Annotated in this window: 16 protein-coding genes; 12 read left to right on the top strand and 4 right to left on the bottom strand. The window is 60.5% G+C overall.

The features are described 5' to 3' along the window. Positions 1–259 precede the first annotated feature (259 nt). The 4 genes from NKI47_RS27155 (at position 260) to NKI47_RS27140 (ending at position 3,340) form a co-directional block, all read left to right on the top strand. Complete coding sequence (locus NKI47_RS27155) at positions 260–646, top strand: TRCF domain-containing protein (RefSeq protein WP_352594268.1); 387 nt, start codon at positions 260–262, stop codon at positions 644–646. 699 nt (positions 647–1,345) lie between these two features. Then, positions 1,346–1,762, top strand: coding sequence for a response regulator transcription factor (locus tag NKI47_RS27150; RefSeq protein ID WP_352594237.1), 417 nt, complete (start codon positions 1,346–1,348; stop codon positions 1,760–1,762). 238 nt (positions 1,763–2,000) lie between these two features. Beyond that, the gene (locus tag NKI47_RS27145; RefSeq protein WP_352594236.1) at positions 2,001–2,525 is read left to right on the top strand and encodes a YciE/YciF ferroxidase family protein; all 525 of its coding nucleotides are present in this window, start codon (positions 2,001–2,003) and stop codon (positions 2,523–2,525) included. Positions 2,526–2,665: 140 nt separating this feature from the next. Continuing rightward, a complete protein-coding gene (locus NKI47_RS27140) occupies positions 2,666–3,340 on the top strand; it encodes a glycoside hydrolase family protein (protein ID WP_352594235.1) in 675 nt (224 codons plus the stop codon). A 230-nt stretch (positions 3,341–3,570) separates the two neighbouring features. On the opposite strand, the gene NKI47_RS27135 is transcribed toward NKI47_RS27140, so the two are convergent. The 3 genes from NKI47_RS27135 to NKI47_RS27125 form a co-directional block, all read right to left on the bottom strand. Beyond that, on the bottom strand, positions 3,571–4,497 hold the full coding sequence (locus NKI47_RS27135) for an ArsR/SmtB family transcription factor (protein ID WP_352594234.1): 927 nt from the start codon (positions 4,495–4,497) through the stop codon (positions 3,571–3,573). A gap of 517 nt (positions 4,498–5,014) precedes the next feature. Next, complete coding sequence (locus tag NKI47_RS27130) at positions 5,015–5,977, bottom strand: alpha/beta fold hydrolase (protein WP_352594233.1); 963 nt, start codon at positions 5,975–5,977, stop codon at positions 5,015–5,017. 689 nt (positions 5,978–6,666) lie between these two features. Next, a complete protein-coding gene (locus tag NKI47_RS27125) occupies positions 6,667–7,257 on the bottom strand; it encodes a helix-turn-helix domain-containing protein (RefSeq protein ID WP_352594232.1) in 591 nt (196 codons plus the stop codon). 34 nt (positions 7,258–7,291) lie between these two features. Here NKI47_RS27125 and NKI47_RS27120 point away from each other — a divergent pair, with 34 nt between their 5' ends. Further along, complete coding sequence (locus NKI47_RS27120; RefSeq protein ID WP_352594231.1) at positions 7,292–7,894, top strand: hypothetical protein; 603 nt, start codon at positions 7,292–7,294, stop codon at positions 7,892–7,894. A gap of 56 nt (positions 7,895–7,950) precedes the next feature. Beyond that, positions 7,951–8,409, top strand: a complete 459-nt coding sequence (locus tag NKI47_RS27115) for a hypothetical protein (RefSeq protein WP_352594230.1) — start codon at positions 7,951–7,953, stop codon at positions 8,407–8,409. Positions 8,410–8,475: 66 nt separating this feature from the next. Here the strand turns inward: NKI47_RS27115 and NKI47_RS27110 are convergent, their stop codons facing one another. Beyond that, positions 8,476–8,601, bottom strand: coding sequence for a hypothetical protein (locus NKI47_RS27110; protein WP_023722890.1), 126 nt, complete (start codon positions 8,599–8,601; stop codon positions 8,476–8,478). A gap of 126 nt (positions 8,602–8,727) precedes the next feature. Between NKI47_RS27110 and NKI47_RS35220 the strand changes: the two genes are divergently transcribed. From NKI47_RS35220 to NKI47_RS27080, 6 genes are all read left to right on the top strand, one after another. Beyond that, entirely contained in the window at positions 8,728–9,276 is a 549-nt protein-coding gene (locus tag NKI47_RS35220; protein WP_502898079.1) for a hypothetical protein, read from the top strand. Positions 9,277–9,349: 73 nt separating this feature from the next. After that, positions 9,350–9,874, top strand: coding sequence for an NAD(P)H-dependent oxidoreductase (locus NKI47_RS27100; RefSeq protein ID WP_352594229.1), 525 nt, complete (start codon positions 9,350–9,352; stop codon positions 9,872–9,874). A gap of 70 nt (positions 9,875–9,944) precedes the next feature. Further along, positions 9,945–11,045, top strand: a complete 1,101-nt coding sequence (gene sfnG / locus NKI47_RS27095) for a dimethylsulfone monooxygenase SfnG (protein ID WP_352496336.1) — start codon at positions 9,945–9,947, stop codon at positions 11,043–11,045. 54 nt (positions 11,046–11,099) lie between these two features. Then, positions 11,100–12,002 carry an ABC transporter ATP-binding protein gene (locus tag NKI47_RS27090; RefSeq protein ID WP_352594228.1) on the top strand — a complete coding sequence of 301 codons (903 nt, stop codon included), beginning with the start codon at positions 11,100–11,102 and terminating at the stop codon, positions 12,000–12,002. Further along, on the top strand, positions 12,002–12,898 hold the full coding sequence (locus NKI47_RS27085) for a branched-chain amino acid ABC transporter permease (RefSeq protein WP_352594227.1): 897 nt from the start codon (positions 12,002–12,004) through the stop codon (positions 12,896–12,898). Before NKI47_RS27090 ends, NKI47_RS27085 begins: the two co-directional genes overlap by 1 nt. 3 nt (positions 12,899–12,901) lie before the next feature. After that, complete coding sequence (locus NKI47_RS27080; RefSeq protein ID WP_352594226.1) at positions 12,902–13,939, top strand: branched-chain amino acid ABC transporter permease; 1,038 nt, start codon at positions 12,902–12,904, stop codon at positions 13,937–13,939. Positions 13,940–13,975: the final 36 nt, after the last annotated feature.

Raw genomic sequence — 13,975 nt, 5'->3', positions numbered from 1 at the left:
ACGAGGAGCCGACTTTCGGCTCTTGTGGCGCTCGACCGGCTTGGCTCTGGCCTGACCATCAGCCAAAGGGACCTCGACCTGCGCGGCGCAGGCGATCTTTTCGGCGAGGAACAGGGCCGGCCACATAAAGCGGATCGGCGTAGGACTCTACCAAAAATTGCTCGAGCGTGCCTCGTCGGTTGCTCGTGGCGGCCCCTCGTCTGACACACAACTTCCGGACATCAATTTGCAAGCCGGAGGGTCATTCCCAGGAAGCTATGTGCCGGAGCCAGCGATACGCCTCAGCCTGTATTCGCGGTTGTTCCGTATGAGCACACATTCGGATCTGAATGCATTTGCCGACGAATTGGAGGATCGCTTCGGAGGCATTCCGAGCGAAGTGGCGACGCTGCTGGAGGTAACCCGACTGCGAATGGATGCAGCGCAGTTGGGCTTGAGCCAAGTCGACGTAGGACCCGAAGCGATTGCGATCACCTTTCGCACAAAACCCTCCGCGTCGGTCTGGGAGAACCTTAAAGGGGTGAATGGGTTCGAATTTCGGCGAGGCCGCTTGATCTTCAGGCCGCCAACTAAAACAGGCACTGGACAGCTGGAGGTTCTACGAAGCCTGATCGGTTCCATTCGTTCCGCGCACGCACCAGGATAACTAGTGGCGAGACCGATTGCGGGTCAAAGCACGACCCGCAATGGCCCTAGTAGCGGTCCAAGAAGGCCAGAATCAGTCTTGCAGGATATGATCAAAGTCCACGGCGAGACCATGCCTGACCGCACGGTCGGCGACCATGTTCGCAAGCTCCCGGTCCGAGATTGAAGCCATCCCAACGACCTGCCTTAGCGCTCTCAAGGCGAGCCCTGTCGACATGACTCTATCACGCCGGCTGCGTATGCCGACATAGTGTTCCACTAGATCTTCAAGCTGTCGCACCTCGGGCCTCCACATCTGCTCTTCCAGGCCACTATGCTGAGGTTTGTGGCGTATGCATTCACATTCGTTAAGGGACTAAGACAAACGCGCCTGGCAGCCCACCGAATGCCAGGGCATGCTGGTTGCTTGCGTGTCATATGTCACAGCGTCGCGCGCTGAATGATCGTTGGCTCAGCTGTCGCGCAGATCTGCGCATCTACCGACTTTCACTCCACTTACCCGAACTTGCGCGACCGGCCACTCTCTTCCTGACGCCGTCCCTTCGATGCGGGTATTTTTTGGGATTGTCTCTCAGCCCGTTCTTCATCTCTCCAAAGAGGCAGGATGGCACCTCCCACGCACCCGGACGAAGTCTGTACGGGGCACGCAATTTGTAGGAAGTGGTCGGGAACAGGAAAGATGGTTGACCGTTCCAGCTGAATGGAAAATCGTCATGCGTCAAAGCCCGACACGATTTTGGTTGTTAGTGCTGACGTGACCACTCGTTCGGCCACGGCGGACTACCTTCGACATTGTGGCTACCGAGTTATCGAGGCAAAAGATGCCCTTGCTGCTCAAGAGGCGGTGGGGCATTCCGGCTTCTACGTAGATACCATTTTATCGGACGTTGATCTGCCAGGCGGGACGAATGGGTTTCAGCTTGCCGCGTGGGTTCGGCAGAATAGAGAAGACATCAAGGTGGTGCTGTCATCGGCCGTGGAACGAACCGCCAAAGCAGCCGGTGACCTCTGCCAGGATGGCCCTCGAATCGCCAAGCCGTATGACTTGGCAATTCTTCTGGCCCGCATCAGGAGATTGAACAGCTTGCCTTTTAGAGATCTCGACCAAAGTTCCTAAGCTTGTCAGCTTCGACACCAGACAGCAACCCTGCAGGCAGACGATCCTCATACCGGAAGTTCCGCAATGGAGCGCAGCCGAGATGCTCAGGCGGTCGCTGTGACGCGGCGGGTTGAAGTCAGCGGTCAACCGACCGTCGCTCAACCTGTTGGCTGCCGCAGAGCCGTGGCGAAGGAACAACAAGAGACTGGGCCAGTTAGACCATGCATGCGTCGATACAATGAAACAGGAGATGACAATGGCGACGAAGAAAGGCTCTCAAGGTGGCTCCAAAGGTTTGGAAGACCTTTTCCATGATGGGTTGAAAGACATTTACTACGCTGAACGCAAGATTCTGACCGCGCTCCGGAATATGGCAAAGGGGGCGGAGTCAGAAGAGCTGAAGGCGGCGTTCGAAAAACATCGTGACGAGACAGAGGGTCAGATTGAGCGCCTGCAGCAAGTTTTCGACGCCTTTGGCAAGAGAGCCCAAGGGAAAACGTGCCCGGCGATCGACGGCATCATCGAAGAAGGACAGGCGATTTTGGAGGAATTCGAGAAGGCTCCGGCATTGGACGCGGGTCTCGTGGCTGCAGCCCAGTCCGTGGAACACTATGAAATAGCGCGCTACGGGACTCTTGTCACATGGGCCGGGTTACTTGATCTGAAAGACGCCGTCCCGCTACTCGAACAGACGCTCAAGGAAGAAAAAGCAACCGATGAGGCGCTCACCCGACTGGGCGAAACAGGGGTCAACGAACGGGCGATGCAACAGGCGGCATAACTTCGGATCGAATCGAGGCCACCGCGGCCCCGGACAGACGGATTGGAGCTTGGTTGTATCCAGGCACACATGCGCAGCAGCCGCCGCGCCGTCGACGTGGCGGTGGCCGACCGGTTCCGACTAGGCGACCGGAACTGACAATGGGCGATTGCCGCGTACGATTCATCCAGACCGAATTCATGAAGTCCGGCGGACGTTGCGAGCACGCGGTCTCCAATGACGGCTTTCATTGGGTGGTGCTCAATCCGGCGATATTGTCGCTGCCCGACACCGATGAGGACGGCATCTACGATCCCCATCCGGCAATCGTCGGCGGCAAGCGCTACATCGTCTATTCAGGCATGCCCAAAATCACCAGGGTGCCCCAGCCTGATGTCTATCTGGCGCGCAGCCAATCCGATTCCTGGTTCGGGCCATGGAAACGTCTTGGCAAGATACTCGATCATCTCGACGTGCCGCATCACAATGCGCGCGAGCACCCCGATTACGAATGGGGGATCGAAGGCGCGCAGCTCGTCGAGCTGCCGGACGGTCGTGTGCTTCTCAACGCCACCTGTTTCCTCCCCGACGGCCCCCGTGGAAGCCGTCAACGCGTTTTCTTTGCTATCGCCGATAGGGTAGAGGGTCCTTATGTCTCTGTCGGCCCCGTCCTTGATCCTGGTGAGCCCGGCGAGAATGGCCATTCGACGGTGATGATCGACGGCCGGCAACTGACCTTGTTCTACCAGAGCAGGCGTGAGGCTACGAACCATCGCTGGCGGTTCGGGTTGGCAAAGTGCGACCTGGATCGACACATACTTTCGAGAGTTGCCTAAATGTATAAGTTCCGGCATTTGCCGGAACGGAGGATGAAGCGCTCTGGCGGTTGGTGGGACGGATCGCTTTGTAGCGGCGATTTGAGGGTAGCAGGCGAAAGGCAGCCAGTGGGCGAGCCTTGCAACGGGGTATCTATACACGTCAGGCAAGCTGGTCGCCTCATAAACGACGTTGCCAGCTGAAATTCGGCAATGGACTGTAATTGCGCGCAGCAACGCCGCCAGTCGACTCAGGCGGTTTTGATCCTGAGCAGGAGGTCCTGATCGTAATTTCCAAAGCCCTTGCCGAAAATATTGATCCCGCCGGGGCGCTTGGCGTCGTCCTTGACGCCGATACGGACGCGGATTGAATGATGGCTCTTCAGATCGAGTGCGGCGAGGCCGGTTTCGGAAATCCTGAGGCCGTCGACATAGGTGCCGTCATTGGCAATTCGCCAGTTCTTCAGCTTACCGTATTGCGAGCCCTTGAGCTTCCACCAGGAGGGCGTGAAGACGCCGCGCTTGTCGCCGAAATCCCCCGGCGACGTCCAGGTGCCGACATCGACGCCATTGATCGTCAGCGTGATGTCCGAGGGCCAATCGGCGCTGGTGCCCGGCACTTCCGAAGACAGCTCTATCGCAACTTCGAGTCCGGTGATCTCGGCATTGGCGAGCTTGGCATTGTTGGGGAACTGGTATTCGACAAAACCGCGCGTGAACCATAGCAGACCGGCTTTCATGCGGTCCGGATCGAGGAAAGTGTTCGGCACATCGAGCAGACCGATGATGCCGTCCGGCGAACAAAGGCCGCAGGGCGCGGTAACCTCGAAGCCGGTGTAAAGCCCGATCGGCATCGACACTTCGATCGCGTCGTTCTTGACCGCATGATATTCGCTCTTGAACACGACGAGCACTTCTTCGGCGGTCGGATAACAGATTTTCTGATTGCCTTTCTTCGCTTTCAGGTTCTCGGTGCGGATCAGCCCCGCATCCTCCAGCACCTGGATGTTGGTCGAGACGGTCGACTGCGGAAGCGACAGCACGGCGGCGATTTCGTTGACATTCATCGGCCCCTTCTCATGCAGCAGTTTCAGCATCGAGATCCGCGCCGAGGAGGCAAGCCCCTTGAGCACGGCAATGCCTTCCTGAGGTTCGATCACCAGAAAATTGCGACTCATGAAGTTGCCAGTCTATGCTCGTGACAGAGGTTATGGCTTCGCTCGTGCTTGTAAGTTGCGTTGGTGGGTGGGCATTGCAACGGCGCTGAACGAAACGCCGAGCCGGTGATTTGGTTACATCAAGCGCTCGAAAGGCAGTAAGCCCGGCATGCTGCACCAACAAGGATGGTGCGACACGTTTACATTTCTCAGAGCGTCAACTCCTTGTAATGCGGGGTGCTTGACAGCCCGCGGCCTCAATGCAGATGACTAGACGCTAAAGGCAGACAGAAACGAGCCGCGAATTGCGGCCGTTCCCCTGGCCAGTCTGCAAGGTGCCAGACCTCGACCTCGATGTTAGCGGAACCGGCGGGGATGGATGCACACGATGCGGTTCGCTGACATGCGTTGTGGCCGTAAGTTATATATCATCGGATTCGCCACCCGATAGGGTCGGGACAGGGTTCCACCTATTGCTTTGCGCATGATCTTTCTGAAAACCGGATTCCCATTAGCGGGATCATGCGCCAGTGCCGGCCTACTTCATGCTGGCCGCGGCAGCGACCCTGTCGACCATGGCGAGAACAGCTAGCGGTGCGGTATGGTGGACCATGTGGCCGGCCTGCGGAATGATATCGACAAAGCAACCAGGAATCTCGGATTGTAGCCTAAGAGCCTCGGTTTTCGCATCGAACAACCGGTCGCCGGCCCCTGCGATAATGCCGACAGGCAGCGACAGATCATCGTAGCGGGTGAAGCGGCCGCCAGCCAGCGCGGCCGCCAGCATCAATCCCGATTCGGCTGCGATCGACCGCAGTTGTGAGGGCCGGCTGGCGATGTCCTTTGCCGACGAAGCAAACGCTGCAGAGATGATGCCGGGGCGAAATATCTTGCCCATGGCAAGCGGCCAGGTGAGCCGCACAAGCAGCGGCAGCAAGGTGTGGCAGAAAACATCCCCGGCGACAGGCAAGGCCGGCAGCGCCGCCAGTGCGAGGCCCAGGCGCGGCGGCGGATAGTAATAACCTGAGGCAAGCACGATTCCGGCAACTGATGCTGGGTGCCTGCGCGCGAGCTGGAGAGCCACCGACGCGCCCCAGGAATGGCCCAGAATGAAATATCTTTCGGTCCCAAGCTGCGCGACGGCGGCATGAATGAGATCGGCTTGCTCGGCCGCCGTCCACCATTTGCCTCGCGGCCGCGTGCTCCTGCCGAAGCCGGGCCGGTCAAAGGCGAGCACCCGGTATCTGCTGGCCGCTTTGTCGAGCATGCCGCTGGTCTTGAAATCTTCGGCCGACGAGCCGTTTCCGTGCAGCAGGATCAACGGCGTCCCGCTGCCCTGCTCAAGGAGATGCAGGCGCACCCCCGCCACTCCGATAAAGCGCCCCGACCCGTGCGGGAAAAGCGCGCGTCTGGCGCGAGCGCTGTTGTACAGCGCCAGGCCAGACAGCCCGGCGCCAAGCAGGATGGCGGCTGCTGTTGTCTTGTTTGTGCGACGGACCACTAGCGGCCGCCGCGCGCAAACTGGACAGGCGTGACCGCTCTCGAATGCGTTGTTGCTGCTGCCGAACTGCCGCGCATGTCGGCTGTGTGGCTCGCCGAGTCCATCTTTGCTCTCCCTGTTTGGCTGCCCCCAACCCGTCTGATCGCCGGTTGTTCCTGGAAGCAGGCTCTGCTGGTTTCCGCTCGGCGGAACTTTGCGATAGGAACGCAGGTTAGGGCGCTTGACGCCGATCCGCTGAAGGCGATCCCGATGAGCGACGCAGCACCTCTTGGGCGGGGCTCCGGCTGAGGCGCGGGGCGATATCGCTGCCGGCGAAGCAAATAAGACGCTAGGGGATTGTCCCAGCCGCAGCTCCCAGGAGACGGACGGGGAATCCCGGTAACGCTCCGCTTAAGAACCCGGCCCCACCTCGTGAACCGCCGGAGTTCAACAACCAGGCGAGCTATGCCAATGCGACGCGCCAGCTGAACGACGAGACGGACTTCCAACCCCGCACATGCGAGCCAGTCCCGGTTATTCAGCCACCGTCGTGCTGGCCGCGGCAGCCTTTATCGGAGCAGCCATGCTGCCCTGAATACTGCCCCACCCAGTAGCAATGGCTGGAGAGTTGCTTCCGGCCCGCAACCTGCTGACGCGCTAACTTCAGGCGCAACCGAGTCTGCTGCAGATTCTTTACACTCGTGGGGCGGCTAGGTGTCGGCTCTGCCAGGCGGGATCCTTTCGGAAAAGAGGAAGGTCGCTGGATCAAGTTTCAACGCCTTGGCGATCGCGGCAATCGTGTCCACACTGATGTTGCCGCTCGCGCGTTCCAGTTTCGTGAATGTCGCCTCCGCCACGCCGATGAGTTCGGCCATCTCATAGCGGTGCAAAGTACGTCGTTGTCGCTCAAAATCGATGATATGCGCCAGCCGCTTGCGGATCGCATTGTCGTCCAACTGATGCGCCCATTCCGGAACTTTCTTACCGCCGGCGAGCAGTCCTGCAAAAGACACTTCCAAGCCCTTTGCCATGATCTGCAGCGTCGTCAATGTGACATTATTTTTCTGACGCACAGTCTGAATGTAGGTTCGATAGGCCAGTTTTTCGCCCTCGGGGGTTCGAAACAGTTCGGCCATGTGCATATGGGATAAGCCGCGTCTGGCTCTCTCCCGCTCGAGCGTCAGGGCAATGTTGGCGCGCAACGGGTTGTTGACCACGCCTCCGTCGTCTCGTTTCATAAATCGATGTAGTCGCACAAAGCCTGCCTTTTCGATCTGTCCTTTTTCGCGCGGATCATCCATAGTAAACTATCAAATCCGCAGCGAGGAAAAGGCTATGACCATACTCAAATTCCTATTGGGGGGTGCCGTCGCCATGGCGGGCGCCGCAGCTCTTCCATCCCAATCAAAAGCGTCGGAATGGGGCTGTCAGGTCCTCCTATGTCTTTCCGGCGACTGGCAAGGCACCCCCTCGTGCCACCCGCCAATTTACAGGTTGATTGCGGCGATGGAAGCCCCGGGTTTTAATTGGCCGACCTGTCCGCAAGCCAACTCCAGCGCGGCGAGATTTGAGAAGTATGAGGATTGTCCGTCTGGCTGGGAGGCAGTTGGCAGCTCCGAATTCGATCGGCCGGGCTTAGGTCAAGAACAAAACATCTGCCGCATCGCGGCCGATAGGCTCTCCTTGCCCGTCGTTTTCAAAAACAACGCCCTCAGCAGGCATCATGGAGACGGATCACGTCAGGTCCAAATCGAAATCGACGGTAAGGTGGTTGCGGCAAAAATCCAGACCGCGGGGAACGATCGAGGGCATTCCGTCGGTAATGGCCCCACCTACGTCACCATCCCTCGACCGATACGCGGAAAGCCCTGGTTTATCGAGTATGATGACGCGAACGGTGTGCGCCAGAAAAGCTGGTTCAATCTCAACATGCCATGAGCCAGGCGATCACGCAGGACGACGTACTATGGGATCGCAATTCAGGGAGGTCTGTAGTGTTCAAAGCGCTTCTCCTGTCCACTGTGATTTTGAACACAGGCGCAGTGTTGACGGCGGCTGGTCAGAGCGACAAGCCGCGATCAAGCGTGGACAATCCTATGTGGCCCGCTTCACTGAAATGGGACTGCAAGACCGCCGCCAAAATCGTGTGTGAGCGTGACGGCAGTTGCACAGTGGCCGAGGACCATACTAGGTTTGTGCTGAACTATGGCAGCAACGAAGCTGAGTTCCCGGCCAGCAATGTCAGGATCAAACGGCACTATCAACAGACCGTGCAGGCAAGCCCTTTGCAGCAGGAAGTTAAAGTCGAACTGGCTGACAATCGCGTTCTTTGGCTGACGGCCGTGGATGCCAGCCGCACTTATTCGGAAGCCTGGGTCGGCGCAATGAGCGAGTTGAAGGGCGGCGCGGTACTCATGGAATCCGAGGGCGTCTATTGTATGCCGCACAAGTGAGTGAGCCGAGAGGGAAGGCGAGCGAAAACCGATATGTTCTGACCTCGAGCGCCAGCCACCGGCGTTTCAGAAAAGTCCGGCATAACCGTCTTCCCGGTCTAGTTTCATCAGACGATCAGCCGTCGACTCCTGCGCAGCGGCGTCCTGACCCATCACGGCCAGCGCAGCGAACAGCCCAACAGATTTCCTCATCCAAGTCCCCTCACGCCAAGGACCAAGAACGTTTTGCCTTGCCTGGCGAGAGCTGGGTGAGGATGGTCAGGAGGTCTTGCATGACTAACCTGTCAACAATGAAACGAACATGCCATGGTACGGTGCTTGAGCGCATCGTGGTGGTGGGGCTGGCGGCCTGCCCCTGACCGCAACGATCGACAATCTGCCGGAAGTGTGTTCGGGGTCGCGCCGACCTATCGCTTGTTCACCGATTATATCGAGCGATCGAGGTTCTCAAAGGACCGGTGGCGCTCCTTTATGGCATCGCGCCGAACAGCAGTCTCGGGGGGTACGACCAATATCATCCCAAGCGCGCGGGCCGAGGTCGATCTGACACGGTCGAGCCCCCAGCGCGGCGGGCATCTCGATGTGAGCGGGCGTTTCGGCGCCGAGCGGCAGTTCGGGGTCCGATTCAACGGCAGCTATCACGGCGGCGACGCCGATCGACGACCAAAAGCGCGACGTGCCGGTGGTGACAATCTGCGGCGCGGGCCGCACCGGGCAACGGAGCGCCGATCGCCACGATCAAGCCTGGCCGGTCTGCGCCCGCGGTTTGCCGCCAATCGGATGTTAGAGCTCATGCTAATGACGCGTCAGCACGCCGATTTTCTCACCGGTCCGGGAAAATCGGAAGATAATTCCTTATCTCTATAGATTTTGTCGAATATCGTCCGATCCCGACTTGATAAGCGGCCATCCCCTTGGTGGAACAGGAGATCGACGACACGTGGCAATTTCGGTTCTCGGCATATCCGGCGGCGTAAGCACGCCATCGCGCACGACTGCGGTGGTGAGCGCGCTGGTCAAGGCGATCGCGCAGCGCACCCCGGCGGACACCGGCCTGATCGAAATCACCGAGGCGGCGCCTTCGCTTTTCGCCGGGCTGTCCCGTGGCGCGCTCGGCGCGTCCGGCGAAGCGATCATCCAGCGTGTAGAGAAGGCCGACCTGCTCGTGGTCGGAACGCCTGTCTATCGGGCTTCCTACACCGGCGCCCTCAAGCACCTGTTTGACCTCGTCGACTATCGCGCGCTGGCCGGCAAGACCGTGCTTCTCGCGGCGACAGGCGGAAGTCCATACCATGGCCTGGGTTCTCGAACATCAGCTCCGGCCATTGTTCGGCTTGTTCGGCGCCGTCACAGTTCCGACCGGCGTCTACGGCGCGCCCGACGATTTCGTCGATGCCAAGATCGTCGGCGCAGCGATCATCGAGCGCATCTCACGGGCCGCTACCGAAGCGGTCTCCTTGCTTAATTCCAGTCATGGAAACGCTGCCGTCGCCACGCGCGTCGGTTGAAGCCAATCAAAAGGGGAAACGAACGCAATGACCTCGAATTCCGACGACGTGAAATTCGCCTACTGGGTCCCGAACGTCTCGGGCGGCCTTGTCATCTCCAACATCGAGCAGCGGACGGGTTGGGACATCGACTACAACCGCAAGCTCGCCCAGATCGCCGAGGCCAACGGCTTCGACTATGCGCTGAGCCAGATCCGCTTCACGGCCGGCTATGGGGCCGACAACCAGCACGAATCCGTATCGTTCAGCCACGCCTTGCTTGCCGCGACCACAACGCTGAAAGTCATCGCGGCGATCCTGCCCGGCCCATGGAATCCAGCGCTCGCGGCCAAGCAGATAGCCACCATCAACCACCTGACCAATGGCCGTGTCGCGGTCAATGTCGTGAGCGGCTGGTTCCGCGGTGAGTTCGCCGCCATCGGCGAGCTGTGGCTCGACCATGACGAGCGCTATCGCCGCTCGGAGGAATTCATCCGTGCGCTGCGCGGCATCTGGACCGAGGATAATTTCACGTTGAAGGGCGACTTCTATCGCTTCACCAACTACTCGATGAAGCCGAAGCCGATCGATCCGCAGCCGGAGATCTTCCAGGGCGGCTCATCACGCGCGGCGCGCGACATGGCTGCGCGGGTTTCCGACTGGTATTTCACCAACGGCAACACGCCGGAAGAGATCAAGAAGCAGGTTGACGACATCAAGACCAAGGCGAAGGCCAATGGCCACAAGGTCAAGATCGGCGTCAACGCCTTTGCCATCGCTCGCGAAACCGAGGCAGAAGCGCGCACCGTGCTCGACGAGATCATCGCCAAGGCCAATCCGGAGGCGGTGCAGGGTTTCGCCGATCAGGTCAAGAATGCCGGCAAGGCCTCGCCGGAAGGCGAAGGCAACTGGGCGAAATCCTCCTTCGAGGATCTTGTCCAATACAATGACGGCTTCCGCAGCAATCTCATCGGCACGCCGGAACAGATTGCCGAACGCATCCTCAAGCTGAAGGATGCCGGCGCGGATCTGATCCTGCTCGGCTTCCTGCATTTCCAGGAAGAGGTCGAGTTCTTCGGCAAGCGCGTCATCCCACTGGTGCGCGAACTGGAAGCGGCGCGCGACAGGGAGCTTGTCGCCGCGGAATAGGACAGGCGCGCCCTTCAGGCCGCCGCCGGCACGCCTTAAAAATGGGGACGTTTCATGATTGGTGCTTCGCTGGGAGCCGCCGCATACGAGCGCGCGCCCGAAATCTCCGGCATTCTTGCTGGTGCTGGTCCCGTCGAGGACACGCGCCCGGCGCGCCTGTCGGCAAAGGCTGATGCGATCCTGGCGCTGGGCGGGATCAGCATTTCCTTTGGTGGCGTCACGGCACTGCGGGATGTCGACCTCGAGATCAAAAGCCGCGAGATCCGCGCTGTGATCGGTCCCAATGGCGCCGGCAAATCCTCGCTGATCAACATCATCAGCGGCCTCTATCACGCCGATCAGGGCAAGATCGCGATAGATGGCCAGTCCTTCTCCCGGGTGTCGGCAAGCCGTCTGGCACGGCTCGGCGTCGCGCGCACCTTCCAGAACTTGGCACTGTTCGGTGGGCTTTCAGTGCGCGACAACATCGCGTCGGGCCGCGTCCACACCCGGCGCGCCAGCTTCGTCGAACATATTGCCGGTCTGCCGCGCGCCCGGCGCGAAGATGCCGCGATCGCTGAAAAGGTCGACCAGACAATCGCCTTCCTGCATCTCGAGGCCGTCGCCGACCGCCTGGTCGCAACGCTGCCCTACGGCCTCCAGAAGCGGGTCGAACTGGCGCGCGCCCTCGTCGCCGAGCCGAAGATCCTGCTGCTCGACGAGCCGATGGCCGGCATGACGGCGACCGAGAAGGCCGAGATGGCCGGTTTCGTGCGCGCAGCGCGCGACCGGCACGACGTCACCATCATCCTCATCGAACACGACATCGGCGTGGTCATGGGGCTCTCCGACCGCGTCGCCGTGCTCGACTACGGCCGCAAGATCGCCGACGGGACACCGGCCGAGGTCAGGGCCAATCCGGCGGTGATCCGGGCCTACATCGGCACCGCCGAAGGCGAAGATGGCGAGGGCATCTGATGAGCTACTATGATTTCCTCTTCGTCATCGAGGTGCTGGTCGGTGGCTTGCTCTCAGGCGTCATGTATTCGCTCGTCGCCATCGGTTTCGTGCTGATCTACAAGACGTCGGGCGTGCTGAACTTCGCGCAAGGGTCAATGGTGCTGTTGGCGGCGCTCACCTTTGTCAGCCTCGTCGAACGCGGCATCCCATTCGCGCTTTCGCTGCTCATTACCCTCGCGGTCATGGTCGCGCTGGGCTTCACCATCGAGCGGACGGTGCTCAGGCCGCTGGTCAATCGCTCGCCGATGACGCTGTTCATGGCCACGCTTGGCCTGTCCTACATCATTGAGGGCGCTGCCCAGTTGGTGTGGGGCACGCAGGTGCATGGGCTCGATCTCGGCATAGACGACACGCCCTTCGAGGTCGGCGGTATCCTGATATCGTCGTTCGATCTTCTTGCTGCAGGCATTGCCGCGGCGATGGTCGCCGGCTTGAGCGCATTCTTCTATTGGACCCGCATCGGCCTAGCGTTTCGCGCCGTCGCAGACGACCAGTTCGCGGCGCTCGCCGTCGGGCTGCGGCTGCCCCGGATCTGGGGAACGGTGTGGACGGCCGCGGGGTTCGTGGCGCTGGTCGCGGGGCTTTTGTGGGGCGCGCGCCTCGGCGTCCAGTTCTCGCTGTCGCTGATCGTGCTGAAAGCGCTGCCGGTGCTGGTGCTTGGCGGCTTCGATTCCATCCTCGGCGCCATCGTCGGCGGCCTCATCATCGGCGCCAGCGAGAAGCTCGCCGAGGTCTACCTCGGACCCTTTGTCGGTGGCGGCATCGAAGGCTGGTTCGCCTATGCGCTGGCGCTGGTCGTCCTGCTGGTGCGCCCCTCCGGGCTGTTTGGCCAAAAGACTGTCGAAAGGGTCTGACCGATGGCCGTGCAAGCGCTCGATGCCGCAAGCCTTCCAATCGACTGGCCGAAGTTAGCTCTGCCGACCGCCCTGATTGCCGTCGCCTACGGCCTGATCCCCGCCTACGCGTCGAGCTATCTCGTCGAGGCGATCCTGCTGCCGTTCCTTGCGCTCAGCCTGGCGGCGGTCGGCCTCAACCTTTTGACCGGCTATTGCGGCCAGCTTTCGCTGGGCTCCTCCGCCTTCATGGCGGTCGGCGCTTTCGCCGCCTACAATTTCAACCTTCGGGTCGAAGGACTGCCGCTGGTAGCGACCATGGTCCTGGCCGGGATTTCGGCCGCCGGCATCGGCGTCGTGTTCGGATTGCCGAGCCTGCGCCTGCGCGGCTTCTATCTCGCCGTCTCGACGCTCGCCGCCCAGTTCTTCGTGCAGTGGGCGCTGACCAAGTTCGGCTGGTTCTCCAACGACAACCTTTCCGGGGTGATCTCGGCGCCGCACCTTGCCGTTGCGGGCTTCTCGCTCGACAGGGCGACGGGCCGCTACCTGCTCTCGGTGACCACGGTCATCGTGCTCACGGCGCTCGTCTGGCGCCTGGTCAACAGCGCGACCGGCCGCAATTTCATCGCCGTGCGCGACAACGAAACCGCCGCGCGGGTGATCGGCGTCCCTGTGCTGAAGACCAAGCTGCTCGCGTTCGCCATCTCGTCCTTCATCATCGGCGTCGCCGGGGTGCTGTGGGCCTTCACCTATCTGCGCACCGTCGAGCCGGCCGGCTTCAATCTCGACCGCTCATTCCAGATCCTGTTCATCATCATCATCGGTGGGCTGGCCTCGATACGCGGCGCCTTTCTGGGATCGGCGTTCATCGTCATCTTTCCGCTCATCCTGTCGCGGCTTGGCGCCTTCCTGTTTGGCGGACTGTTCGATTCGGGTGTTCTCGACATGAGCCAGCGCATCGTGCTTGGCGCGCTCATCATCATCTTCCTCATCGCGGAACCGAACGGGCTGTCGGCCCTCTTCGACCGCCTGAAACGACGGATCGGCTCAAGGTCCAGCTGAGCGCCGCTCGACATCCTCTCACGGACCACAACCTCA

It is taken from the genome of Mesorhizobium sp. M0633, assembly GCF_040320645.1.
Lineage (GTDB): Bacteria > Pseudomonadota > Alphaproteobacteria > Rhizobiales > Rhizobiaceae > Mesorhizobium.
The sequence above is the reverse complement of the archived record's forward strand: the minus strand, read 5'-3'. Positions and strand labels throughout refer to the sequence as shown.